The organism is Candidatus Methylopumilus universalis (assembly GCF_006364435.1).
Lineage (GTDB): Bacteria > Pseudomonadota > Gammaproteobacteria > Burkholderiales > Methylophilaceae > Methylopumilus > Methylopumilus universalis.
Genome location: NZ_CP040977.1, coordinates 364152 through 389725, shown reverse-complemented (window position 1 = coordinate 389725; position 25574 = coordinate 364152). Strand labels below are relative to the sequence as shown.

The 25574-nt window shown below is 36.3% G+C and carries 28 protein-coding genes; 18 read left to right on the top strand and 10 right to left on the bottom strand.

Annotated features, from left to right (window positions below):
• Nucleotide 1: 1 nt before the first annotated feature.
• Genes FIT70_RS02205 through prmB form a run of 3 tightly spaced genes read left to right on the top strand, consistent with a single transcriptional unit; the run spans nucleotide 2 to nucleotide 2389 of the window.
• Nucleotides 2-364, top strand: a complete 363-nt coding sequence (locus FIT70_RS02205) for a Spx/MgsR family RNA polymerase-binding regulatory protein (RefSeq protein ID WP_139874353.1) — start codon at nucleotides 2-4, stop codon at nucleotides 362-364.
• A gap of 1 nt (nucleotide 365) precedes the next feature.
• Complete coding sequence (dapE, locus tag FIT70_RS02200; protein ID WP_139884268.1) at nucleotides 366-1493, top strand: succinyl-diaminopimelate desuccinylase; 1128 nt, start codon at nucleotides 366-368, stop codon at nucleotides 1491-1493.
• On the top strand, nucleotides 1490-2389 hold the full coding sequence (gene prmB / locus FIT70_RS02195; RefSeq protein WP_139928297.1) for a 50S ribosomal protein L3 N(5)-glutamine methyltransferase: 900 nt from the start codon (nucleotides 1490-1492) through the stop codon (nucleotides 2387-2389). The genes dapE and prmB overlap by 4 nt, the downstream gene beginning before the upstream one ends.
• Here the strand turns inward: prmB and FIT70_RS02190 are convergent.
• The 6 genes from FIT70_RS02190 to FIT70_RS02165 all read right to left on the bottom strand — a co-directional run bounded on the left by FIT70_RS02190 (nucleotide 2386) and on the right by FIT70_RS02165 (nucleotide 7506).
• Nucleotides 2386-3360 carry a pseudouridine synthase gene (locus FIT70_RS02190; RefSeq protein WP_139884267.1) on the bottom strand — a complete coding sequence of 325 codons (975 nt, stop codon included), beginning with the start codon at nucleotides 3358-3360 and terminating at the stop codon, nucleotides 2386-2388. The two genes, prmB and FIT70_RS02190, sit on opposite strands and share 4 nt — an antisense overlap.
• A gap of 30 nt (nucleotides 3361-3390) precedes the next feature.
• Nucleotides 3391-3942: an SMC-Scp complex subunit ScpB gene (scpB, locus tag FIT70_RS02185; protein ID WP_139867246.1), complete on the bottom strand. Its 552-nt coding sequence runs from the start codon at nucleotides 3940-3942 to the stop codon at nucleotides 3391-3393.
• A gap of 3 nt (nucleotides 3943-3945) precedes the next feature.
• Nucleotides 3946-4737, bottom strand: a complete 792-nt coding sequence (locus tag FIT70_RS02180) for a segregation and condensation protein A (protein ID WP_139874349.1) — start codon at nucleotides 4735-4737, stop codon at nucleotides 3946-3948.
• Nucleotides 4737-5936, bottom strand: coding sequence for a tryptophan--tRNA ligase (locus FIT70_RS02175; RefSeq protein ID WP_139870132.1), 1200 nt, complete (start codon nucleotides 5934-5936; stop codon nucleotides 4737-4739). Before FIT70_RS02175 ends, FIT70_RS02180 begins: the two co-directional genes overlap by 1 nt.
• 17 nt (nucleotides 5937-5953) lie before the next feature.
• Nucleotides 5954-6592, bottom strand: coding sequence for a site-2 protease family protein (locus FIT70_RS02170; protein WP_139867240.1), 639 nt, complete (start codon nucleotides 6590-6592; stop codon nucleotides 5954-5956).
• A 68-nt stretch (nucleotides 6593-6660) separates the two neighbouring features.
• Nucleotides 6661-7506, bottom strand: coding sequence for a 3',5'-nucleoside bisphosphate phosphatase (locus tag FIT70_RS02165; protein WP_139930460.1), 846 nt, complete (start codon nucleotides 7504-7506; stop codon nucleotides 6661-6663).
• Between the two features lie 87 nt (nucleotides 7507-7593).
• On the opposite strand from FIT70_RS02165, the gene FIT70_RS02160 reads away from it, so the two are divergent.
• From FIT70_RS02160 to FIT70_RS02115, 10 genes are all read left to right on the top strand, one after another.
• Nucleotides 7594-8121 (top strand): septation protein A, encoded by a 528-nt coding sequence (locus tag FIT70_RS02160; RefSeq protein WP_139867236.1) that lies wholly within the window; start codon nucleotides 7594-7596, stop codon nucleotides 8119-8121.
• Nucleotide 8122: 1 nt separating this feature from the next.
• Nucleotides 8123-8422, top strand: coding sequence for a YciI family protein (locus FIT70_RS02155; protein WP_139930458.1), 300 nt, complete (start codon nucleotides 8123-8125; stop codon nucleotides 8420-8422).
• A 6-nt stretch (nucleotides 8423-8428) separates the two neighbouring features.
• Complete coding sequence (locus tag FIT70_RS02150; protein ID WP_139867232.1) at nucleotides 8429-8677, top strand: BolA family protein; 249 nt, start codon at nucleotides 8429-8431, stop codon at nucleotides 8675-8677.
• 36 nt (nucleotides 8678-8713) lie between these two features.
• Nucleotides 8714-9508, top strand: a complete 795-nt coding sequence (locus FIT70_RS02145; RefSeq protein WP_139930456.1) for a peptidylprolyl isomerase — start codon at nucleotides 8714-8716, stop codon at nucleotides 9506-9508.
• Nucleotides 9509-9595: 87 nt separating this feature from the next.
• Complete coding sequence (locus tag FIT70_RS02140; RefSeq protein WP_139874344.1) at nucleotides 9596-9829, top strand: FeoA family protein; 234 nt, start codon at nucleotides 9596-9598, stop codon at nucleotides 9827-9829.
• A complete protein-coding gene (feoB, locus tag FIT70_RS02135; RefSeq protein ID WP_139874343.1) occupies nucleotides 9826-11616 on the top strand; it encodes a ferrous iron transport protein B in 1791 nt (596 codons plus the stop codon). The genes FIT70_RS02140 and feoB overlap by 4 nt, the downstream gene beginning before the upstream one ends.
• Nucleotides 11617-11700: 84 nt before the next feature.
• The gene (gene purL, locus FIT70_RS02130) at nucleotides 11701-15588 is read left to right on the top strand and encodes a phosphoribosylformylglycinamidine synthase (protein ID WP_139930454.1); all 3888 of its coding nucleotides are present in this window, start codon (nucleotides 11701-11703) and stop codon (nucleotides 15586-15588) included.
• A gap of 18 nt (nucleotides 15589-15606) precedes the next feature.
• A complete protein-coding gene (locus tag FIT70_RS02125; RefSeq protein WP_139871169.1) occupies nucleotides 15607-16095 on the top strand; it encodes an ankyrin repeat domain-containing protein in 489 nt (162 codons plus the stop codon).
• Between the two features lie 24 nt (nucleotides 16096-16119).
• Entirely contained in the window at nucleotides 16120-16953 is an 834-nt protein-coding gene (locus tag FIT70_RS02120) for an SMP-30/gluconolactonase/LRE family protein (protein ID WP_139874341.1), read from the top strand.
• A 10-nt stretch (nucleotides 16954-16963) separates the two neighbouring features.
• Nucleotides 16964-17743 carry a ferritin-like domain-containing protein gene (locus FIT70_RS02115; protein ID WP_139874340.1) on the top strand — a complete coding sequence of 260 codons (780 nt, stop codon included), beginning with the start codon at nucleotides 16964-16966 and terminating at the stop codon, nucleotides 17741-17743.
• Here the strand turns inward: FIT70_RS02115 and serB are convergent.
• Nucleotides 17740-18585, bottom strand: a complete 846-nt coding sequence (gene serB / locus FIT70_RS02110) for a phosphoserine phosphatase SerB (RefSeq protein WP_189340866.1) — start codon at nucleotides 18583-18585, stop codon at nucleotides 17740-17742. The two genes, FIT70_RS02115 and serB, sit on opposite strands and share 4 nt — an antisense overlap.
• A gap of 123 nt (nucleotides 18586-18708) precedes the next feature.
• Here serB and sucC point away from each other — a divergent pair, with 123 nt between their 5' ends.
• Genes sucC through FIT70_RS02085 form a run of 5 tightly spaced genes read left to right on the top strand, consistent with a single transcriptional unit; the run spans nucleotide 18709 to nucleotide 23658 of the window.
• Nucleotides 18709-19872 carry an ADP-forming succinate--CoA ligase subunit beta gene (gene sucC, locus FIT70_RS02105; protein WP_139874338.1) on the top strand — a complete coding sequence of 388 codons (1164 nt, stop codon included), beginning with the start codon at nucleotides 18709-18711 and terminating at the stop codon, nucleotides 19870-19872.
• A 1-nt stretch (nucleotide 19873) separates the two neighbouring features.
• Nucleotides 19874-20746, top strand: a complete 873-nt coding sequence (gene sucD / locus FIT70_RS02100; protein WP_139867212.1) for a succinate--CoA ligase subunit alpha — start codon at nucleotides 19874-19876, stop codon at nucleotides 20744-20746.
• A gap of 3 nt (nucleotides 20747-20749) precedes the next feature.
• Nucleotides 20750-21697: an ankyrin repeat domain-containing protein gene (locus tag FIT70_RS02095; protein ID WP_139867210.1), complete on the top strand. Its 948-nt coding sequence runs from the start codon at nucleotides 20750-20752 to the stop codon at nucleotides 21695-21697.
• Between the two features lie 4 nt (nucleotides 21698-21701).
• Nucleotides 21702-23297 (top strand): NAD+ synthase, encoded by a 1596-nt coding sequence (locus FIT70_RS02090; protein WP_139930452.1) that lies wholly within the window; start codon nucleotides 21702-21704, stop codon nucleotides 23295-23297.
• A 22-nt stretch (nucleotides 23298-23319) separates the two neighbouring features.
• The gene (locus FIT70_RS02085) at nucleotides 23320-23658 is read left to right on the top strand and encodes a P-II family nitrogen regulator (RefSeq protein WP_139867206.1); all 339 of its coding nucleotides are present in this window, start codon (nucleotides 23320-23322) and stop codon (nucleotides 23656-23658) included.
• Here FIT70_RS02085 and kdsB read toward each other — a convergent pair.
• The 3 genes from kdsB to lpxK are packed head-to-tail and all read right to left on the bottom strand — an operon-like array spanning nucleotide 23655 to nucleotide 25571.
• Nucleotides 23655-24404, bottom strand: a complete 750-nt coding sequence (kdsB, locus tag FIT70_RS02080; protein WP_139874336.1) for a 3-deoxy-manno-octulosonate cytidylyltransferase — start codon at nucleotides 24402-24404, stop codon at nucleotides 23655-23657. The two genes, FIT70_RS02085 and kdsB, sit on opposite strands and share 4 nt — an antisense overlap.
• On the bottom strand, nucleotides 24401-24583 hold the full coding sequence (locus FIT70_RS02075) for a Trm112 family protein (RefSeq protein ID WP_139874335.1): 183 nt from the start codon (nucleotides 24581-24583) through the stop codon (nucleotides 24401-24403). Before FIT70_RS02075 ends, kdsB begins: the two co-directional genes overlap by 4 nt.
• Nucleotides 24576-25571, bottom strand: coding sequence for a tetraacyldisaccharide 4'-kinase (lpxK, locus tag FIT70_RS02070; protein ID WP_189340865.1), 996 nt, complete (start codon nucleotides 25569-25571; stop codon nucleotides 24576-24578). The genes FIT70_RS02075 and lpxK overlap by 8 nt, the downstream gene beginning before the upstream one ends.
• Nucleotides 25572-25574: the final 3 nt, after the last annotated feature.

Sequence of the window (25574 nt, the reverse complement as noted above, 5' to 3'; positions counted from 1 at the left end):
CATGATGGTGTATGGCATTAAAAATTGCAGCACCGTCAAAAAAGCATTAACTTGGTTTGATAGTCATCAAATTAAATATGAATTTTACGATCTCAAAAAAGATGCGTTAAATGAGGCCACTTTGACTTCATGGTTTAAAAAGTTACCAAGTCATTTAACTTGGGATATGCTTATTAATAAATCTGGCATGACTTGGAGAAATCTTACAGACCGAGAGAAAAAACTCGCTGACAAACAAGAAACTGCCGTTCAATTAATTATAGAAAAACCAACGGTAATGAAAAGACCTTTGGTAGCCATCGATAAGAAAGTAGTATCGCTTGGATTTGATGAAGCGGTATTTAAACAATTATTTAAAAAATAAAATGACCAGAACCTTAGAACTTACTAAAAATTTAATTGCTAGAAAATCTAATACGCCAGATGATGCTGGCTGCCAAGATTTGCTGATTAGCCTCTTGGAGCCTTTAGGTTTCAAATGCGAGAAAATTAAATCAGGTGATGTAGACAACTTATACGCACGCAAAGGCACTGAAGCACCTTTCTTTGTTTTTGCTGGGCATACAGATGTTGTACCTAGCGGCCCCGTTGACCAATGGATATCACCGCCCTTTGAACCTACAATCAAAGATGACAAGCTTTATGGTCGAGGTGCTGCGGATATGAAAACATCTATTGCAGCTTTTATTGTTTCTATCGAAGAATTTTTAAAAGAAACTAAGGGTTTTAAAGGTTCAATTGGATTAATCATTACTTCTGATGAGGAAGGTGTTGCAGTCGATGGCACAGTTAAAGTGGTTGAACTTCTCAAGGAAAGAAATGAAAGAATTGATTTCTGTTTAGTGGGCGAACCGACTTCACATCATAAATTCGGTGACATGATTAAAAATGGCCGAAGAGGATCGCTTTCAGCAAAACTTACCGTAAAAGGTATACAAGGTCATATTGCCTATCCCCATTTAGTAAAAAATCCTATTCATATGGTTGCACCTGCTATTACAGATTTAGTGAATATGTCTTGGGATGAAGGTAATGAATATTTCCCTAAAACATCATGGCAAATTTCTAATATCAAAGGCGGAACAGGCGCTACAAATGTTGTGCCTGGCGAAGTAGATATTCTTTTTAATTTTAGATACTCAACAGCAAGTACCGCAGAGAATTTAAAAGAAAGAGCGCACGCAATTTTAGATAAGCATAAACTTGATTACGTGATTGATTGGGAGTATTCAGGCAATCCTTATTTAACAAAAAAAGGGAAGCTTGTAGAAATTTTATCGGATGCTATTAAGGAAACTGTTGGTATTACGCCTGAACTATCAACAACAGGTGGCACCTCAGATGGTCGCTTTATCGCGAATGTTAGTGATCAAGTCGTTGAGTTTGGTCCGCTCAATGCTACGATTCATAAAATCAATGAATGTATTGATATGAAAGATATTGAACCACTTAAAAATATTTACAAGCTTACGCTTCACAAGATTCTCACTTGAGCCAAACGCAACTATTTAAAGAGCTTTTCTCAATACGCGATTGGTTAAGATACGCGGTAAGTCAATTTGAGAGCTCCGATATATTTTTCGGCCATGGCACCTCAAATGCATATGACGAAGCCGTCTGGCTTATTTTTGGCTTTCTCCATTTACCCCACGACACAATAGAAAATTTTTTAGATGCTCATATAACGAGCAAAGAAAAAAAAGATTTATTATTTTTAATTGAAAAAAGAATTAACGATAAGATGCCAACTGCTTATCTGCTTAATGAAGCATGGTTAAGAGATTATAAATTTTATGTTGATGAGCGCGTCATCATTCCTAGATCTTTAATTGCAGAATCATTAAGCGAAAATCTTTATCCATGGATTGATGATCCCGAAACTATTTATAGTGCACTTGATTTATGTACCGGAAGTGGCTGCTTAGGTATCATGATGGCACACAGCTTCCAAAATGCGACAATTGATCTTGTTGATCTTTCTGAAAAAGCATTGCAAGTCGCCCAAATCAATGTTGATCAGTATGGGTTAGATGATCGCATTGAATTAATTCGATCCGACTTATTTGATGGATTAAAAGGAAAGAAATACGACCTCATTATTTCGAATCCTCCTTACGTCAATCAAGCTTCAGTGAACAATTTTCCCACGGAGTTTTTAAAAGAACCAAGCATGGCTCTTGGAAGTGGAGATGAAGGTTTAGACCATACAATTAGAATTATTCATGAAGCAAAGCAATATCTTAACGACGGCGGCATGCTTATTGTTGAAATTGGTCACAACAAAGAAGCTTTATTAGATAAATTTCCAGGACTTCAATTTCAGTGGCTAGATGTTTCTTTAGGTAATGATTTTGTATTTATGCTGCAAAAATCTCAGCTATCTAATTAGATTTTTTTAATATCCGAATCACTTCTGATTCTTCTCTTAATTGGTTTTTTTCCAATTTTTTTAATTTTTTTGTCTAGTATTGCTTTTCGGTCAAGCTTCACTTTAGGTGCATAAGGTGATGGGTGTGCATGCTTCTTACGCGCCTTAACTTTAATGAGGCTTTCATTGCGGCTCACCACAGAAAAAGGCATGTCGAGCCATTTTAAAATATTCTCAACTTCCTTTACTTCAAGCTCCAACATCATGCCTCGTTTAACGCGCGAGGGAAGTGACACAGAGCCAAACCTGGTTCGAATAAGACGACTTACTGGTAGATTGAAATGTTCGAATAAACGTCTAACTTCTCGATTTCTACCTTCCATAAGGATGACTTGGTACCATCGATTAGCCCCCTCCCCACCTTGATAACGAATTTCATCGAACTTTGCTAGGCCGTCTTCTAACTTAACTCCGGATTTTAATTTTGACATTTGCTCTTCAGTTAATTCACCGAAGATACGAACGGCATATTCGCGTTCAATTTCAAATTTAGGGTGCATAAGTCGATTAGCAAGATCGCCTGAGGTTGTAAACATAAGCAGTCCCGAAGTATTGATATCAAGACGCCCTATGGAAATCCATTTTTCGTTTTTAATTCTAGGTAACTTTGAAAATACTGTAGTTCTTTTTTGCGGATCACTGACAGAAACAATTTCACCTTCAGGTTTGTGATAAATAAGAATTTTAGGAAATTTTAAATCAAAGAAAAGATGAATTGTTTTTCCATCAATCTTGATCACATCGTGCTCATGAATTAATTGACCTAATGTTGCTGGGCTATCATTCACATGTACACGACCCGCTTCAATATATTTTTCCATTTCTCGCCTGGAGCCAATCCCAGATTGAGCAAGGAGTTTATGTAAGCGCTGTGTTTTAGATGGGCTAGTGGTCTTTCTTTCTTTAGCTGTGTCTTGATCTTGTGAACGCATAAAGTGATTTAAGTCATCAATGACTTAAAATTAGACATTCAAAGGAATTTCATTTTGGAGGAAGCTTTCAATATCAGGAAGCTCAGATAAAGATCTTAAATTAAAGTCATTTAAAAAATGTTTTGTTGTTGCATATAACGAAGGTCTGCCCGGAACCTCTTTTTGACCAATTACATCAATCCAATCTCTTTCTTGAAGCTGTCTAATAGCATTGGGATTAAGTGCAACACCTCTAATTTCTTCTATCTCGCCTCGTGTCACTGGCTGCCTATAAGCTACAATCGCTAGCACTTCCATAACGGCGCGGCTATATTTAGCTACTTTTTCTGGACTTAATCTCATTAAGTAACTCGAGTATTCATCTCTTGCTTTAAAGCGATAGCCCGAAGCTACAAGAACCAATTCCATAGTGCGATCTTGCCATTCTGTTTTGAGCTCATCAAGTAACATTCTTAATGTAGATCGCTCAATTTTTTCTGAAAATAGCTTTTGCAAATCATCTAAAGATAAAGGATTGGCACTTGTTAGCAATGCTACCTCTAGTATTTGTTTAATTTTTGATATGTTATTTAAGTCTGTCATAGCTTAGTTGATCTGTAATTTAATATAAATAGGGGAAAAGCTTTCTTGCTGGGTAATTTTTATAAGTCGCTCTCTTGCTAATTCTAATATAGCTAAGAAACATACTACTAATTTTTGAATTCTATCTTCAGCCACATTAAATAATGACGAAAACTCTACAAATTCTTCTTGTTGAAGTTTTCTTAAAATCATTGTCATGTGCTCTCTCACCGAGAGTTCATTTCGAGCAACTTTATGCGCCTCAAAATGTTTTGCACGATTTAAGATATTTTTCCATGCTGAAAATATCTCATCAATTGATACATCAGGATAGGTAATTTCTGTAATTTTTTCAAAATACGCATTAGCTACATAAAGATCAACGCCTACTTGCGGCATTTGAGTGAGTTTTTCAGAAGCTATTTTAATGAGCTCATACTCCATAAGCCTTCGAACAAGTTCGGCGCGAGGATCTTGTTCTGCATCAACCTCAGCTATTTTCTTAGGTAATAACATTCTTGATTTAATTTCAATCAAAACTGCTGACATAAGTAAGTAATCTGCAGCTAACTCAAGTTTAATTTCTTTCATTTTCTCTACATAATCCATGTACTGAATTGTCAAATCAGCCATAGGTATATCGAGAATATCTAAGTTATGTTTTCTAATAAGATATAAAAGAAGATCGAGCGGCCCTTCAAATGCTTCCAAATAAATTTCTAGTGCGTCGGGTGGAATATAGAGATCTTGAGGTAAGACCTCAATATTCTCTCCATGAATTTTTCCAATCGTGGCTATTTGTGCTTCTTGATTCATTAGTAACTCAATCCCATCGCTTCTCTTACTTCACGCATGGTTTCTCTCGCTAGTTTTCTTGCTTTTTCACAGCCCTCGGCTACGATATTTTTCACAAGATCAGGATCTTCAATGTAATGAAATGCTCTTTCTTGGATAGGTTTTAGTTCTTTATTAACCGCATCAATCACAGGCTGTTTGCATTCGATACATCCTATTTTAGCTTCTTTACATCCTGTTTCAACCCAAGCTTTGACTTCATCACTTGAATACACTTGATGTAACTGCCATACAGGACAGTGATTTGGATTCCCCGGATCATTTCTTCTGATACGAGCAGGATCAGTTGGCATCGTTTTAATTTTTTTCTCAACAGATTCGGGGGGCTCTCTTAAGGCAATAGTGTTGTTATATGATTTAGACATTTTTTGACCGTCTAAACCAATCATCTTAGATGCAGGCGCTAATTTATACTCAGGCTCAACTAAAATCATTTTGCCGCCACCCTCTAAAAAGCCTAACAACCTTTCTTTATCTCCTAAACTTAAACCCTGATGCTCTTCAATTAACACTTGAGCCGAGTCCAGCGCTTCTTCGTCACCATTTTCTTGATACGCTGTTTTCATCTCCATATAGAGACTACTTTTTTTAGAGCCTAATTTTTTAATTGCTTCCTCAGCCTTTTCAACAAAACCCGTTTCTTTGCCATAGAGGTGATTAAAGCGTCGCGCAATTTCGCGCGTAAATTCGATGTGAGGAATTTGATCTTCACCGACAGGTACTTGCGTTGCTTTATAAATTAAAATGTCTGCACTTTGCAGTAATGGATAACCTAAAAATCCATAGGTCGACAAATCTTTAGATGATAATTTTTCCTGCTGATCTTTGTAAGTTGGCACCCTCTCCAGCCAACCTAGGGGTGTAATCATAGAAAGTAAAGTATGAAGTTCGGCATGCTCAGGCACTTTAGATTGAATAAAAATAGTTGCCGTCGCTGGGTCTACGCCTGCTGCGAGCCAATCCACAACCATCTCCCAAACATTCTCTTCAATAATTTCGGGGGAATCATAATGTGTCGTGAGTGCATGCCAATCTGCTACAAAGAATAAGCATTCAAACTCATGTTGCAGATTGATCCAATTTTTCAATACTCCATTGTAGTGGCCCAAATGAAGATTGCCTGTAGGTCGCATGCCAGATATAACGCGTTCAATAGCCATAACCTATCCCTGAGCTCCTAAGCAAATATCCATAAAATTAGACTTTGACTAATTTGGATGAGTGGAAAAATAAATAAATCAAGCATATGAGTCATTAATAAAATAATTAATATTAAAAAGCCATATCGCTCAACTTGCGCATACTTGTATGCCAAATGATTAGGCAATAAACTCACAGCAATTCTTCCTCCATCAAGAGGTGGGAGTGGAATTAAATTTAATACCATCAAGGATAAATTAATACTAATACCCGCAATACCCATCTGCTGAACAAACAAAGACATCGACTCCGGAAAGTAAGCGCTTCGACCAAATAAAATCGCCCAGAATATCGCCATAATTAAATTTGAAAAAGGGCCTGCAGCCGCTACCCAAAGCATATCTTTTTTTGGATGGCGTAAATTCATAAAATTCACTGGCACAGGCTTAGCCCATCCAAATAAAACGCCCCCTAACAATACAGTTAAGGCTGGGAGAACAATGGTACCAATGGGGTCAATATGCCTTAATGGATTAAGACTGATTCTATTTTGCTTGTAGGCGGTTAAATCACCAAAATGCTTCGCAACATAGCCGTGCGCTGCCTCATGAACCGTAATTGCAAAGATGATGGGGAGTGCGTAAACAGTAACTTTTTGTATAGCGGTTAATTCCATATATAGAATGTCATTCTATTTGAATATTCTTATATTCATTCAAGAAATATGTGTTTTTAAGAAAAAAATTAGTTCAGTAAGGCATTGACTTCATTCCAACTTTTCCATATCGGAATGCATGTTTCGGGTATCTTTGGTAAAGACCCCATCTCCCTGTAAGAAATGCCTGGTCCATGATAGTCAGAACCTGTAGATGCTAGGAATTCAAACTCTTCTGCAATTCTTGCAAATTTTAAGGAATCTTCAGTTGTATGACTTCCTGAAATGACCTCAATGCCTTGACCACCCATCTCTTTAAATTCATTTAAAAATGCCAAAAGATTATTTTTACCTAAATCATATCTTGCAGGATGTGCAATAGCTGCAATCCCACCACTTCCATGAATCCATGAAAGTGCATTTTCTAAGCTCGTCCAGGTGTGCTCGATGAAACCCGGCCTGCCTTTCACGAGATAATTTTTGAATACGGTTTTGACATCTTTAGCATGCCCTGTTTCTACTAAAAATCTTGCAAAATGCGTACGGCCTAAAATGCCTGATTTTGCGTATTTTAATGCGCCCTCCAAACTCCCTTTGATTCCTATTTGATCAAGTGAATGTGCCATTTTTTTGGCTCTCTCAAAACGCCCTTCTCTAATGGACGAAAGTCCTTGTAATAGTATTTTATTTTGAGAGTCCACATTTAATCCAACGATATGAATTGTGTTTCTTTTCCAAGTCACTGAAATTTCAACGCCATGCACTAAATGCATGCCTAATAAATTTGCTTCCGATGCAGCCTCTTTCAAACCTTCAACATCGTCATGGTCCGTTAAAGCAAGTACTTTAATACCTTTAGAGTGGGCATGCTGAACTAGTCCGCTTGGAGTTAACAAACCATCAGATATAGTAGAATGTGAGTGAAGATCAATCATGGATATTTAGTACTTCAATATGAACTACCATAGTATCAGATAGTCTTTACCAAAGATAATTAACGAAAGCTTGGGGTAATTTTACAAATGAAATTTCTATTCGATCTATTTCCCGTCATCCTTTTTTTTATTGCTTATAAATTTTCAAACATTTATACCGCAACATTAGTCGTTATTGGCGCCACGATCTTTCAAGTGATTTATAGCAAGCTCGTTCATAAGAGAGTCGATAAGTTACTTATATTTAATGCAGTATTGATCAGCATTTTAGGTGGCACTACTTTATGGCTCCATGATGCAAATTTCATTAAATGGAAACCTAGTATTTTGTATTGGCTATTATCAGGCGCACTTTTATTTTTTCAATTTTTTAAGAAAAAAAACCTTGTTAAAAATCTTATGGGAAAACAAATTCAATTGACTGAAAAAGGCTGGGACCAAATCAGCATAACTTCAGCTGTATTTTTTGGTGTGTTAGGCGCACTCAATCTTTATATCGCTTTTAATTTTTCAGAAAGTACGTGGGTTAACTTTAAATTATTTGGTATCACAGGATTGATCATGTGCTATGCCGTCTTGATTGGGATCTTAGCATCGAGAGCAAATCATAAATAATATGTTTTACGCCATCATCGCCAAAGACCATCAAAACAGTCTCGACAAAAGATTGGCTCATCGGCCCGCGCATTTAGCGCGGATTAAAGTATTGCAAGATCAAGGCAAACTGGTTCTCGCAGGACCCTTTCCTGCTATTGACTCCATCGACCCGGGCTTGGATGGTTTTACAGGCAGTCTGATTGTCGCTGAATTTTCTTCGCTCTATGAAGCTATCCTCTGGGCGCATGAAGATCCTTTTTACACTTCAGGTGTATATGCTTCTGTTGAAGTAAAACCTTTTAGAAAAACACTTCCTTAAATATTTATGATTCAAGACATTATTAAACAAAGGCTAGCATTTTTAGAGCCTTCCCATATAAGCCTTAAAGATTTAAGCGATCTTCATAAAGGTCATACAGGTAATACAGGTGGGGGTCATTTCGATCTGGAAATTACTAGTTCGCATTTTTTAGGAAAATCCACCATAATGAGGCATCGCCTCGTATACGATGCGCTTAAAGATTTAATTCCTGAAAAAATTCATGCATTAAGTATCAAAGCTGATTTGCCTTAAGGAATCACTTTTCAATATTAATAACCAAGGAGCTTTATGTTTTCTTTTATCAAAACCTTCGTTTTTGTTTTACTCATCCAAATTGGAAGTTTGGCTCAAGCAGCTGATTTAAATATTACAGTCAATGGAAAACCTATTAAAAAAAATCTATATGATTTTGTAGTAAAAGATCTCGCAAGTCGCGGTCAAAAAATGGATGACAATCTTAACAACATGATTGTGAATCGCATGATTGCAATGGAACTTATTAACCAAGAAGCGGAAAGAACTGGATTAAATAAAGATGCAACTTATCTTATAAAAGAAGAGTTGGCTCGTAAAGAAATGTTATACAACACATTCTTACAAGGTTATGTTCAAAAAAATCCTATTTCAGAATCTGATATTAAAAATGCATATGAGCAATACAAGAAAGATTTAGGCACGCAAGAGTTCAATGCAAAACATATTCTTTTAGCAAATGAACAAGAAGCTAAAGACGTGATTGCTGAACTCAATAAAGGTGGCAACTTTAGTAAGATTGCTAAAGACAAATCAAAAGACCCAGGCTCAAAAGATAAAAGCGGTGACTTAGGTTGGTTCCCAGCTAACTCCATGGTTAAACCATTTGCTGAAGCACTCACTTCTCTTAAAAAAGGTAACTTCACAACAGCGCCTGTACAAACGCAATTTGGTTGGCATGTGATCAAATTGGAAGATACAAGAGCACTTCAAGCGCCTGAATTTGATAAAGTGAAAGAAGGTTTAGCTAAAACGCTCCAACAAAAACAACTTGATAAGCTTGTATTAGATCTCAAAGCAAAAGCCAAGATTGTAGATAATCGCAAATAAAGAAGCTGCCCTCAGAAACCACACAAAGCCTGCGCTATGCAGGCTTTTTTGTATATAATAATAAGAATCATTATCATTTAGATATCTATGACTACCTTATTAGAGCTAGCAGAAGGTCAAAGTGGCATTATCCATAAACTCAATATGGATCGCCTGCTTATTCAAAGGCTAAATGCCATGGGGCTTCGCCGTGGGAAAAAAATAACTGTTCTAAGAAAAGCTCAATTTAAAGGTCCTTTTCATATCATGATTGATACAACCGAACTCATGATTAGAGAGCACGAAGCTTCACTCATTAATATTACTTCAGCTGCCGGATGAAACGCATCGCTTTTTTAGGCATGCCCAATACTGGGAAGTCGACACTTTTTAATCGGTTAAGCGGCTCATCTGCGCGCGTCGGTAATTGGCCTGGTATCACTGTTGATCTTCATGCGGTTAAAACATTCTTAGGTGGCCACATCGCAGAATTAGTTGATCTTCCAGGTATTTATGATCTTCAAGGCCTATCTGAAGATGAGAAAATTGTGCAAAGCTTTATCAATCAGAACAAGATTGATTTAGCCATTGTTGTTTTATGTAGCGCTCAAATTGAACGACAGCTTTCTTTGCTGCTGCAACTTCAAAAACTTAACATACCCTGCGTGCTCGCCCTTAATATGCATGACGAAGCAAAGAAAATGGGTATCACTATTGATGCTTTGTTATTAGAAAAGAAACTTAAAACGCCCGCCATTAAAACAAGCGCCAAATATGGCGAAGGTATAGCTGAGCTTTTAAAAGCATGCACTAAGGTCATAAATCAAAAAGTCACTACTCCGATTAAAAAAATTAAGCCACTAAATGCATCTGATCAAATATCGAATGAAAAAACGATTCAGACATTAATTAAATTAACTGTTAAATACCCTATCAAACTCAACGACAAAAATACCAAAAAATTAGATAGGCTTTTTCTAGATCCTTATTGGGGCTTACCTATCTTCTTTATTATTGTATTTTCAGTTTTTCAGTTTATTTTTACTCTCGGCAAACCCATTCAAGATTTAATGACGCAATTCTTTAATTTTTTTAGGGTGGATTATCTTGAACCGTTATTCACAAATCATCATGGCATTTTCCAAAGCCTGCTTTTAGATGGTCTCTATCTAGGCGTGACCACGGTGGCTGCTTTTGTACCCATCATTATTCTCTTCTTCCTTATTATGAGCGTCGTAGAGGATAGCGGTTATTTTTCTAGAGCTGCATTTTTGATGGATACATTGATGGAAAAAATAGGTTTAGATGGAAGGGGTTTTGTCATGATGCTTATGGGTTTTGGTTGCAATGTGCCGGCTCTCATGGGTACTAAAATTATGCGCACAAAAGAACTGCGTCTTTTAACGATGTTTGTAATTCCATTCTCACTCTGCTCAGCGAGACTTCAAGTATTTTTATTTATTATCACAGCTCTTTTTAGCGCTCAATACGGGCCACTGGTTCTTTTTGGCCTTTATTTATTAAGTTTTTTTACGATCTTTATTTCAGCCCTTATCTTTAAACATCAGTTTAAAAATAAAGAGCCTATCATCATTGAATTACCTCCCTACCGCTTTCCTACGATGAATCAGATTATCAAAAGAAGCGTTCTTGAGATTAAGCATTTTCTAACGCGTGCTACCAAATTTATTATTATTGGCGTTCTTCTTGTATGGGCATTAACCCACTTTCCAATGGACGTCCCTATCGCCAGCGAGCTTACTTATTCAGGCCAACTAGGCAAATGGTTGTCCCCTATTTTTCACCCCATTGGCATCAACGAACAATTAGTGATTGCTTTAATTTTTGGCTTTATCGCTAAAGAGATTGTGATTGGCGCATTAGCTGTGATTTATGGCGTAGAAGGATCTGCACTAGCCCATCACCTTTACAGTAATGTAAGCCAAATACAGGCGATTAGTTTTATGATTTTTACCCTTATTTATACACCCTGTCTTTCAACAATTGCTACGCTTAGAAATGAATCTAAAAGTCTTTCATTTGTGATTTATTCTGTTTTCTGGGCTCTTCTTCTGGCCTGGGTTTTTAGCTTTATTTTCTATCAAACCTCGCTCTATTTTTCTAGTTAATTTAGTAAAAATTAACAAGGTTTAAAAAAATAGCTTCTGTTAAAATCATAAGCTTAAAGTAACGTCTTAAACACTACCCAAATCATGCAAAGCCAAGAAATTGTTCATATCGCTGGCGGTCCAGCTTATTCAAAGTTTAGAAAAGAAAAACTTCTTGGAAAGCTTCAAAAAGTTAATGGCCAAATCAAAGATATTCATTCTGAATACATTCATATTGTTTGGTGCGAAAAAAAAATTACAGACACAGAAAAAGTCATCTTAGAAAAAATTCTGCATTATGGCCCCAAGGCTCATTCATTAAAGTATAAAAATAATTCCATTATCACGATTCCACGTCCAGGTACGATATCACCATGGGCTTCGAGGGCAACTGACATTGCAAACCATTGCGGTCTTCATGATATCAAACGTATCGAAAGAGCCATTGCCGTTTATGTAGAGTTAAAAGATGAATCTTTATTATCGCAAGATGAAAAGAAAGGGCTTTCTTTATTACTTCATGATCGTATGACAGAAATTTCTATTTTTGATCTTGATGAAGCTCATTCTCTCTTTTCTCACCTTCCGCCCAAGACCATTCAGTTCGCAGAGATACTTGAAGGCGGCAAACAAGTCTTAAATGATTTTAATAAAAATCTTGGGCTTGCGTTATCTGAAGATGAAATCGATTATTTATTTAATTACTTTATCTCCATCAAAAGAAATCCTACAGATGCTGAACTCATGATGTTTGCTCAAGCAAATTCTGAGCACTGCCGTCATAAAATATTTAATGCTGATTGGGTTATAGATGGTAAGGCAGAATCTAAATCGCTTTTTGGCATGATTAAAAATACACATCAGTTACATCCAGGTAATACGATTGTGGCTTACTCGGATAACTCTTCTATTGTAGAAGGTGCTGAGATTAATCGCTTTTATCCAAATCAAAATGGTGTTTATGAAGATCATCAAGAATTAACTCACTTTATTATGAAAGTGGAAACACATAATCATCCGACAGCCATTTCCCCTTTCTCCGGAGCTGCGACTGGTGCAGGGGGTGAGATTCGAGATGAGGGCGCAACAGGAAGAGGTTCAAAACCTAAAGCAGGTCTTACAGGATTTTCAGTTTCTAATTTACACATCCCTGGATTTATTCAGCCCTGGGAAAAAGATATTTATGGTGCACCTTCGCGCATATCATCAGCACTTCAAATTATGATTGATGGTCCGATTGGTGGCGCTTCTTATAATAATGAATTCGGCAGACCTAATATTGCAGGTTACTTTAGAACATTAGAAATTAAGCATGATAATGAAATAAAAGGTTTTCATAAGCCCATTATGTTAGCAGGCGGTATTGGAAGTATTAACGATATCCATACGAAAAAACACGCAATTCCTCCAGGCGCTCTACTCATTCAATTAGGTGGCCCGGCAATGCTTATTGGATTAGGTGGTGGTGCAGCCTCAAGTATGGGGACTGGATTCAATGCAGAAAATCTAGATTTTGATTCTGTGCAACGTGGCAATCCCGAATTACAAAGAAGAGCGCAAGAAGTAATTGATCGATGCTGGCAATTAGGTAAAGACAATCCCATCTTAAGCATTCATGATGTAGGTGCTGGTGGTTTATCAAATGCATTCCCTGAATTAGTCAATGATGGCGGCGTGGGGGCGACATTTCAATTACGTTCAATTAATAATGAAGAGCCCAGTATGTCACCACGTGAGCTCTGGTGTAATGAAGCCCAAGAGCGCTATGTACTGGCTATTATAGAAAAAGACCTTGATTTGTTTAAGTCGCTTTGTGAGAGAGAAAGATGCCCCTTCGCGATTGTAGGTGTTGCAAAAAAAGATAAACAACTCATCGTCGAAGATAGTCTTCTAAAAAAAGATGCGGTCCATATGGATTTATCTACTCTCTTGGGTAAGCCACCTAAGATGACGCGTAATGTGAAACGAAAAGAAAAAGCTCTTAAAAGGTTTAACACAGAAAATATTGACATCAAAGATGCGGCTTATCGTGTTCTGAGATACCCAGCTGTAGCAAATAAAATGTTCCTAATTCATATTGGCGATCGTTCAGTGACAGGATTGATTGCAAGAGATCAGCTTGTAGGTCCTTGGCAAGTGCCAGTTGCTGATGTTGCCGTCACGTTATCATCATTTGATAGCTTACTCGGTGAGGCTTTTGCTATTGGCGAAAAAACACCTATTGCGATGATCGATGCAAAAGCTTCTGTTCGTATGGCCTTAGGCGAAGCTATTACCAATTTATCTGCAGCCTCGATTCGTCATTTGGAAGATATTAAATTATCAGCCAATTGGATGGCGTCAGCAGGTCATGATGGGGAAGACGCTGCCTTATTTGATGCGGTTGAAGAAATCGGCATGCGCCTATGTCCCGACTTAGGTATCAGTATTCCAGTCGGTAAAGATTCCATGTCTATGAAAACAGCCTGGTTAGATGGCACAAAAGAAAAAATGGTGGTCTCTCCTGTGTCCCTTATTGTAAGTGCTTTTGCACCCGTCTTTGATGCTAGAAAAACATTAACGCCAACACTTAATAGAAGCCTTAAGGATAGCGGTCTTATCTACATCGATTTAGGTTTAGGCAAAAATAGATTAGGGGCTTCCACATTTAATTTAGTGTTCAATGAAGTAGGTGATATCCCTCCTACACTTGATGATGCGAAAACACTTAAAGTATTCTTTGATGTGATTCAAACACTTAAAAATGAAAACGTGATTGAGGCTTATCATGATCGATCTGATGGCGGTCTTTTTGCAACGCTAACTGAAATGGCTTTTGCAGGGCGCTGTGGTCTAGATATTGATTTAACTAATTGCGGCAATGATATTAAAGCCATTTTATTTAACGAAGAATTGGGTGCTGTCATACAAGTTCAAAAAGAGCATATTTCCAATACACTCAAAAAAATTAATGAGGCCCTAAAACACAATGCTTTCCTCATTGGATCTATCAGTCAAAATCAAACAATTCATATTCAACATCAGAATGAAACTGTATTTAAAGAGACGAGATCAAACTTGCAAAGTGCTTGGAGTGAAACATCCTTCAAGATGCAAACTATGAGGGATAATCCAGAGTCTGCCCTGGAAGAGTTTTCACAAATTTCAGATGACCTTGATCCAGGCATTATCCCAAAATTTGATTTTGAAATTCCACAGTCTTTTGCAATTAAAAAGATGAAGCCTAAAATTGCTATCCTAAGAGAGCAAGGCGTAAATGGTCATGTTGAAATGGCAGCCGCATTCTCTGCCGCAGGATTTGAAGCGCATGATGTTCATATGTCAGACATTATTCAAGGCCAAAAATCATTAACTGATTTTTCAGCGCTAGTTGCATGCGGTGGCTTTTCATATGGCGATGTATTAGGCGCAGGTGAAGGCTGGGCTAAATCCATTCTATTTAATTCAAAAACACGTGACGCTTTTGCGGCATTTTTCTCGAGGCCTGATACGATCGCACTTGGTATATGCAATGGCTGTCAAATGATGAGTAACCTCAAAGAAATTATTCCAGGCTCTGCATTGTGGCCACACTTTGTAAAAAACAGATCTGAACAATTTGAAGCAAGATTTGTATCAGTTGAAATTCTTAAGTCTAATTCTTTATTTTTTAGTGGGATGGATGGCGCCATCCTTCCTATTGCAGTAGCCCATGGTGAAGGTTATACAGAATATCAAAGCCAGACTCAAATGAATGATGTTTTAAATCATCAACTTGCAACGCTTCGCTATGTTGATAACTACCATAAGGGAACTTCTGCCTACCCTATGAATCCAAATGGCTCTCCTGAAGGAATTACTGGATTTACTTCTGAAAATGGTCGTTTTTCAATTATGATGCCTCATCCAGAGAGAGTTTATAGAGTGGTACAAAATTCTTGGCATCCTAAAGCATGGGATGAATTAGCACCATGGTATAAAATGTTTGCAAATGCTTATCAATTTTTTAACTAAATGAAAGAGTCACTTAATATGAATAAATTTTTAAAAACAACACTGACATTAATTTTACTCACCTTCTCAATGCAACTTTTTGCATTAACAGATGCAGAAGAAATCGAATTTTCAGGTGCTGTAAATGAAGGTAAATTACCTATCGTTAAAAAGTATGTTGAAGTAAAAAAAGTAGATGTCAATGCAACTTATTTTGCATGGAGTCCGCTTCTTATGGCCGCTGCTAAGGGTCAATTTCAAGTGCTCAAGTATTTAGCAGAACAAGGCGCCGATATTAATTACACGCATCCTCTTACAAAAATGAATGCATTTCATCATGCTGCTTTTGATGGCAGAACTGAAATTGTTAAATACCTTGCATCCAAGGGCGCTGATATTAATAAAAAAATGAAGGGTGGCGTGTCTATTATCCGCGTAGTAAAACAAGAAAAAGGCGATAAAAAAATGGTCGAGTTACTTCTTTCTCTAGGTGTGAGTGAAGAAGGCTGCGAAGATAAATGTATTTAATCATTAAGGCTTCTTAATTAAACTATGAAAAACTTGCGTGTATTTTTAATTTTATTATTAACACTTATTGCTACCCCCTCAAAAGCGCATGAATCACTAAATCTAATCTCAGGATTTATAAGCCCTGAGTCAGTGGTTCAAGATGCTAAGGGAGATATTTACGTATCTGAAATCGGTGAATTCAATAAAGATGGTGACGGAAAAATTACACGTATTTCAATTGACGGAAAACTTTCAACATTTGCAAGCGGCATGGACGACCCTAAAGGCTTAACGTTTATCGGAAAGTCTTTGTATGTGACAGACAAAAATAGGGTTTTAAAAGTTGAGTCCAATGGTAAATGGATGGTGTTTGGAAGTACTATGGCATTTCCACAAACACCTATCTTTTTAAATGACATTACTTCAGACGAAGCTGGCAATTTATATGTGAGTGATAGCGGAAACCTCTCAGCAGGTGGTGCGATTTTTAAAATTACTCAGGATAAAAAAATTACTTTAATCCTGAATGAAAATACCCCTGAAATTTTAGCCCCTAATGGGCTTTTAGTTGTTAAAAACGATCTATTCGAAGTAGATTTTGCAAGTGGCATTTTATATAAAATCAACTTGAAAACAAAATCTATCTTGAAAGTTGCTGAAGGGTTTGGTGGCGGAGATGGTTTAATTAAATCCGGGGATAGTTTCTTTGTTAGTGATTGGAAAAATGGAAAGATTTTTAAATTACAACGTAACAAAGTCACCTTATTTAAAGAAGGCTTTACGGCTGCTGCTGATATAGCCCTATCCTATGATAAAAGATCAATTATCACTCCAGATATGAAAACTGGCTCCGTAACCCTCGTTCCAATTCACTAATCATTCAGCTATGGAGTTGAGAGCTAATTGCCTAAAGGCTCTTGCTATAAATGATTTAAATGAAAAATTAAATCAAGTAAATGTTATATACGAATCTTTTAAGTCTTATCAGCTGACGATTGATTCAAAAGCTGACATTCAAAATATCTATCATTTACCGGGCGCACCATCAAAACCTCAAATTGTGCCACCAAAACTTGTTGAAAAAAGATCAACTTCTACAGAGCAAGGGAAATTAATATTCATTCATGCATTAGCTCATATTGAATTTAGTGCGATTAATTTAGCACTTGATATCATTTGGCGCTTTAAAAATCTTCCAGATCAATTCTATAGTGACTGGCTTCAAATTGCTTATGAAGAACATGTGCACTTCAGTCTCCTTAATAACTATCTAAAAAAATTTGGCTTAAGTTACGGTAGCTTCAATGCGCACAATAGTCTTTGGGAAATGGCTGATAGGACAAGCCATGATTTAATTCATCGATTAGCGCTCATTCCAAAAACAATGGAAGCAAGAGGTCTGGATGTGACGCCCCCAATTATAGAAAAATTTAAGCAGCAAAAAGATGACGACATTGCAGCTATTCTGCAAATCATTTATGAAGAAGAAATTCATCATGTATCTATCGGAAATATTTGGTATCGCTGGGCATGTGAATCTCAAAAACTAGACCCACATGAGACATATAAAAAATTGCTGGGAGCTTATGATATTAAATTAAATTACCAAAAATTAAATAAAGAAGCGCGTTATAGAGCTGGCTTCTTAAAAGAAGAGCTTATTTAAACCTTAAAAAGATTTAATACACCTTTAAAATCTGAGTGGTTTAATTTAAATCGCGCTTTTTCTTGCACAATAGGCTTGGCATGATACGCAATACTATATTGGGCCTCAGCTAACATCTTTAAATCATTTGCCCCATCTCCAATGACGATTGTATTTGATTTATCAATGCTAAGTTTTGCTTGAAAATCTCTTACAGTTTGAGCCTTTAATTCATCATCGACAATTCGACCTAGCACTTTACCAGTCAGCCTCTTGTCTTTAATTTCAAGTTGATTAGATATAGCAATATCAATCCCTAACTTATTCTTCACATAATCTGCAAAATAATCAAAGCCGCCTGATACCAGAACTGTGGTCACATTATTTCTGCGACAAGCTTCAATCCATGCCTGGGTGCCGTCATTCAACTTTAATCTTTCCTCTATGACTTTGAATAGCATCTCCTCTCCAAGTCCTTGCAGCAAAGAAACGCGCTTGATTAGGCTTTGTGAAAAATCAATTTCACCCATCATGGCACTTTTAGTAATTAAGGCTACATCTTGTTTTTTACCGCACAAATCTGCAATCTCATCAATACATTCAATCGAGATAAGTGTTGAATCCATATCCATCACACATAGGCTAAATTCACTTAAAGCTCTGTAATTGTCTAAAACTGCAAAATCTACATGCTTAAGGTGAAGCTTATTTTTTAAATCATCTGGTAAGTCGGCTTCAATCTCATATATAGCAGCAGTATCATTGATAAGCGTGTAAGGAGAAGTTGTCACTTGGCCTAAAATTTCAGAGATTTCTGCTAAATGAGTTTGGAGACTATATGAAGACTGAACTAATAATTTCATGGTATGTATAAATGATATAAGCCTACAAAAGAATAATTCTAACATTGCTATTAAAATATAATTCTTAACTGGCATGTTTATCTAAATTCGTAGAAAATAATGTTTATTTAGCTCCTTTTTAACATGAATCTCCACGAATATCAGGCCAAACAATTAATTGCGAAATACGGCATTTCCGTACCAAAAGGCATTGCAATTAAGTCCCCAGATGAATTGGATCAATCGATAGCTCAGCTTGACTCTTCTGCTTATGTTATTAAAGCCCAGATTCATGCGGGTGGCAGAGGTAAAGCAGGTGGCGTTAAGATTGTAACTTCTAAAAAAGAAGCAGCTGAGGTTGTAAATTCTCTTCTTCACAAAAAACTAGTTACTTATCAAAACAAACCAGATGGCCAGCCTGTTGATACCCTTCTTATAGAAGAGTCATGTGACATAGAAAAAGAGTTATATTTTTCTATATTAGTTGATAGGCAGTCAGAAAAAATTGTCGTTATTGCATCTTCTGCAGGCGGCATGGAAATTGAAGAAATATCTAAAAATAACCCTGAAAAAATTATTAAAGAAACATGCAGTCCAATTAATGGCCTTATGGACTATCAGTCTAGAAATATTGCATTTGCATTAGGCTTACCTAATGAAATGATTAATGATTTCGTTAAGTTTGCTAGAAGCGCTTTTAAAAGTTTTATTGAAAATAATCTAGCTTTATTAGAAATTAATCCGCTTGTTATCGATTCAGATAAAAAAATTATTGCCCTCGATTGCAAAATAAATGTCGATGACAATGCTCTTTACAAACAAAAAACATTAGCTGAGCTCCGTGATTGGTCACAAAACGATTCTAAAGAAGCTGAAGCTTTTGCTGCTGGGCTTAATTACATTGCACTTAATGGCAATATTGGTTGCATGGTCAATGGTGCAGGTCTTGCAATGGCTACGATGGATCTCATCAAACTCTGCGGAGGCGAACCTGCAAACTTTTTAGATGTGGGTGGTGGAGCAACTGCAGAAACAGTTGCTAAAGCTTTTAAAATTATTCTTGACGATAAAAATGTACAAGTTGTCTTGGTGAATATTTTTGGTGGCATTATGCGATGCGACATTATCGCTGAAGGTATTATCGCTGCAATCAAAGAGGTTGGTATCAAAATTCCTATTGTCGTAAGATTAGAAGGCACCAACGTTGATTTAGGCAAAAAACTTTTACAAACAAGCGGCTTAAATATTAAGGCCGCAAATACACTTACTGAAGCGGCAACGATCGCAACTAGTCTCATCAAAAAATAAAATGTCTATTCTTATTAATAAATCTACCAGGCTTATTTGCCAAGGGTTCACTGGCAAGCAAGGTACCTTTCACTCAGAACAAGCGCTAGCTTATGGCACAAAATTAATGGGCGGAGTTACCCCTGGCAAAGGTGGATCGTTGCATCTTAATTTACCTGTATTTAATACAGTCAGAGATGCTATTAAAACAACTGGAGCCAATGCATCGGTTATTTACGTTCCCCCTGCCTTTGCTGCAGATTCAATTATCGAAGCTTCTGAAGAAGGTATTGAAATTATCGTATGTATTACAGAAGGTATTCCAATTCAAGATATGATTAATGTGAAGGCTGCTATTCGAGCTAACCAATCCAAACTGATTGGACCTAATTGTCCCGGTGTTATTACACCTGGCGAATGTAAGATTGGCATTATGCCAGGAAGCATTCACTTACCTGGATCGATTGGAATTATTTCAAAATCCGGCACTTTAACCTATGAAGCTGTTCAACAAACAACAATGCTTGGGCTAGGCCAAAGCACATGTGTTGGTATTGGTGGCGATCCCATCAAAGGACTAAATTTTATTGAATGTCTGCAAATGTTTGAAGAAGATAAAAATACAAAGGGCGTTATATTAGTTGGTGAAATTGGCGGCTCAGACGAAGAAGTGGCTGCTGAGTATATTAAACAACATATAAAAAAACCTATAGCAGGCTATATTGCTGGCATTACAGCCCCTGAAGGGAAAAGAATGGGTCATGCAGGTGCTATCATTTCTCAAGGCTCTGGCCTTGCAATAGATAAAATTAAGGCGCTAGAAAAAGCCGGTGTGAGCATGTCTAAATCCCCCGCAGACATGGGACTTACTATGCAAGCATTGTTAAAAAAATAAAAATTGTATAAAAAAACTCTTCTTACCTTTTTTCTAATCACTTCATTTTTTGCCTTAATAGCAAATGCAGAAGAATCAGTAAATTATCTTTTAACAGCAGCAGCAAAAGGCGATCTTGAAACAGTAAGCGCTATTTTGGAAAGTGGTGGAAATCCAAATACTAAAGATGAAGATGGCGTCACAGCTCTTATGTATGCAGTAAGAAAAGATATGGATAAGGTTGTAGCGCTCTTAATTAAAAAAGGTGCCTCAGTGAATGCGATTGAAAGTAACGGCTGGACGGCGCTAATGTTTGCTGCAAAGAAAAATTACACTCGATCAGCTCAATTACTTTTAGATAATGGGGCAGATCCAAAAATAAGAGACAATGACGGCTGGAGTGCTTATGGACTAGCTGCGATATCAGGATTTCATAACATCGTAGATCTATTAATAAAACATGGTATTGATCCTAACAACACTAACGATGCTGGGCAAACTGTTTTGATGTATGCCGCAAAAAACGGTGATATTAAAACCATTCAAATACTTCTTGACCAGGGCGCTGATCCAAATATCGTAGATAAATATAAGTGCAGTCCTCTTATGTATGCTGCAAGAGAAGGTAATGCAGATGCAGTAAGTCTTTTCATAAAGCGTGGCATAAAAATTGATTATGAAGACCAGTTCAATTGGACAGCTCTAACTTGGGCTACGAAAAAAAATCATTTAGCAGTTTCAAAACTTCTTATAGCAAATGGTGCCAATATTGACCGCAAAGATTCTGATGGCACACCAATAATTCATTATGCTGTAGCAAATAAATCCAAGGAAATGATTCAGCTTTTTATTGAATCAAAAGTTAATTTAAAAGCAAAAGATCGTTATGGATTAACAGCTCTTGTATACGCACTCAAAGCAAAAAATACAGAGATTGTTGACATTATTAAAAATGCGGGTGGCAGCTACTAAAACTATGAAAATAGCACTAGCGCAAATAAATTCATTTGTTGGTGATATTGAAAACAATAGCATTGCTATCATCAAAAGAGCTAAAGAGGCTTCTAAAAAAGGGGCTGAATTGCTTATTACACCTGAACTCTCAATCTGTGGCTACCCACCTGAAGACCTTGTCTTAAGAGAAGATTTTCTTAAAGCATGTTCAAAAGCATTGAGTAAAATTGCGCAAGCCGTGCCTTCTATTAAAGTAATTGTTGGGCACCCATTAAAAAAAGGCAACAAGATATACAATGCGGCATCATTACTTTTTAATGGAAAAATTCAAGGCACCTATTTTAAAAAAATTCTTCCTAATTATGGGGTATTTGACGAAAATAGATATTTTGAACCTGGTAAAAAAGAGTTTATTTTTGTACATAAAGGTTTAAAGATCTGTCTTATTATTTGCGAAGATGCTTGGAAAGCTTCCCCAAGCCAATTACTTAAGAAAAAATCGGTGGATGCCATTATTGTAATTAATGCATCCCCTTATGAAATAGAAAAGTATGAAAAACGAGTAAAAATTATTTCCAAGTTAGCTAAAGAAACAAAATCTACTGTGATCTACGTCAATGCAATTGGAGGTCAAGATGAGCTCATATTTGATGGCGGCTCTTTTGTTGTTAGCAAACATGCAAAGCTTATCCACCAGTTATCATTTTTTAAAGAAGAAACAGCGATTATTGATGTTTCCTCAAAAATAAATATTAAGAATAATTTTGATGAATCTCCTTATAACAAAGAATCACATTTATATGAGGCACTTAAATTAGCGCTTAGAGATTATGTAGTTAAGAATAATTTTAAAAGTCTTTTTATAGGGTTATCTGGTGGTATAGATTCTGCTCTGGTTTTGGCTTTGGCAAATGACGTATTTGACAAAAAAAATATTACTGCCGTCATGATGCCTTCAGAATTCACTTCTAAAATAAGTATTATTGAATCTCGCAAAATAATTAAAAATACAGGTGTCAATTACAAAGAAATAAATATTCAACCTATTTTTAAACTTTTTAGAAAAACATTATCTAGTGATTTTAAAAATAAGCCTTTTGACACGACTGAAGAGAATTTACAGGCTCGTATCAGGGGTGTTTTATTAATGGCTTTATCTAATAAATTTAATGGCCTTGTAATATCAACAAGTAATAAAAGTGAAACTGCTGTAGGGTATACAACCCTTTATGGAGATATGGTTGGAGGCTTTGCACTTCTTAAAGACGTGCCAAAAACATGGGTTTATAAATTAGCACATTATAGAAATTCAATATCAACCATCATTCCTAATGAAATAATCAAAAGACCACCTACAGCTGAATTAAGTCCTAATCAGCTTGATCAGAATAGCCTCCCTAAATATGAAATTCTTGATAAGATAATTGAGCTTTATGTTGAAAAAGATTTAGATATAGCGTCGATTGTCAAAAAAGGTTTTACTAGTAAAAATGTGAATCACGTTGTAAAGTTAATTAACAATAATGAATTTAAAAGAGCCCAAAGCCCTATAGGACCTAAAATTACTCATAGAGCTTTTGGCAAAGACAGAAGATACCCCGTAACCTTTAAACATTAATGCATTTGAAGAAGGAAATTAAATGAAAAAAATTGAGGCAGTAATTAAGCCATTTAAATTAGACGAAGTAAGAGAAGCTCTTTCTGAAATTGGCATCAATGGAATTACAGCGACAGAAGTTAAGGGCTTCGGAAGACAAAAAGGTCACACTGAACTCTACAGGGGCGCAGAGTATGTAATTGATTTTTTACCTAAAATTAAATTAGATATTATTGTCTCAGACAAAATGGTTAAAAAAGTCATTGAAGCAATATCTGCTGCTGCTCACACAGGAAAAATTGGGGATGGAAAAATTTTTGTAAGCAACATTGAAGAGGTGGTAAGGATTAGAACTGGCGAAACGGGTGAATCTGCTATTTAATTAGAAAATAGCTTTCTTACCCTTTTAAGGTCTTCGGGGGTATCAACTCCAGGAAATGGCGTGTCAATTGAATGAACCACACCAATTTTATAACCTGCATATAGAATTCTAAGCTGCTCCAACTTTTCAATATCTTCCAATGGTACTTGCTCAATATCTTTAAAGCCTTTTAGAAACTTAGCACGATAAGCATAAATGCCAATATGCTTATAAAATCCCTCTCTTCCAATTATCTTTTGATTAAATTCATCTCTAGGAAAAGGAATGGGCGCTCTACTAAAATACAAAGCTTGTGAATTTTTATCCAATACGACTTTCACATTATTTGGATTAACAAAATCATTATAATCAGTGATGGAATGGCACGCTGTAGAAACAAAGACGTCTCTTTGGTCATCCAAATATTCTGCAACTTGATTAATTAATAATGGATTAATAAGAGGCTCATCCCCCTGAACATTGACGACAATCTCGTTGTCTGCCCAACCCATCAAATCAACAACCTCTGCAACTCGATCTGTACCGGATCTATGATTAAGATTTGTCATCATTGCTTTATATCCAAACTTTACAACAACATCAAAAATTCTTTGGTCGTCGGTTGCAACCACAACCTCATCTGCCTTGCTTTTTAATGATTGCTTTACAACGTGAACCACCATAGGAACACCATCAATCTCTAAAAGAGGTTTTCCTTCCAATCGGCTACTCTGATATCTCGCTGGAATAATAATTTTAAATGTCATGAATAATCTTCATCGCCATTTATGACTCTCGCTTCGCTCTCCAGTAAAATTGGAATGCCGTCTTTAATCGGGTAGGCAAGTTTAGCCGACTTCGAAATAAGCTCATTCTGTTCTTTTTTATAAATTAATGGTCCCTTAGTAACCGGGCAAACTAAAATTTTTAATAGATTTTTATCCATGGATTATATTTTTCATTTTATTTAAAATAAAATCAGTAAACTTTGAGTCAATTTCAACAGTAACTGGCAAATACCAAAAATTATCCCTAGCAAACTTTTCGCATTTAACAGCGTCCTTTTCAGTCATTATAATATTCTTATCATTCATAACTTTAAAATCTTTTTTTGTGAATTGATAATGATCTTGATAGGAAGAGCTATCAAATACCATGCCTAACACCTTAAGGTAATTAAAAAATCGATCTGGGTTCCCAATGCCAGCTATTGCATGAAGGTTTTTTAAGAGCAGCTTATTTAGTGGAATTTTTTTCTTAGTTTTTAGATTAATTAGGGAATCACTCTTATATTTCATCAGGTAACTGCCATCTATCACTTTTTTTCCATTACAGACGATAGCATCTACGGCCTTTAGTTTCCGCTTTGACTCCCTTAACGGCCCCGCTGGTAAAAGATATCCATTTCCAAATCCTCGAGTCCCGTCTATGACTAAAATTTCTATATCGCGCTTTAAACGATAATGTTGCAATCCATCATCAGACAAAATGACATCTATTTTTTTGTATTTTTTAAGAAGTGCTTGCGCTGCCAATACTCTATCTTTTGAAATAAAAACTGGCAGACGAGTATGTTTCTGAATCAATATCGGCTCATCGCCAACATTCTCCACATTGCTTTTTTGATTGACTTCACTTATCCCATTTCCTTTTGCCCCATATCCTCTACTTATAATTCCAGGATGGTATCCATTTTTCTTTAATTCATTTGCAAGATGAATCACTAAAGGAGTTTTACCGGTACCACCTAAAGTTATGTTTCCGATAACAATTACAGGCACTTGTATCTTAAAAGACTTTAAAAGATTAAATCGGTAGAGATATTTTCTAATAAAAGATATTAAGAGAAAAAATGCTGATAACGGAAGAAGAAATAAAGAAGTTAAGCTTTTTGTTCCATAATGCAGCTTCGAGATAGCTCTTAAAGAATTCAAAAT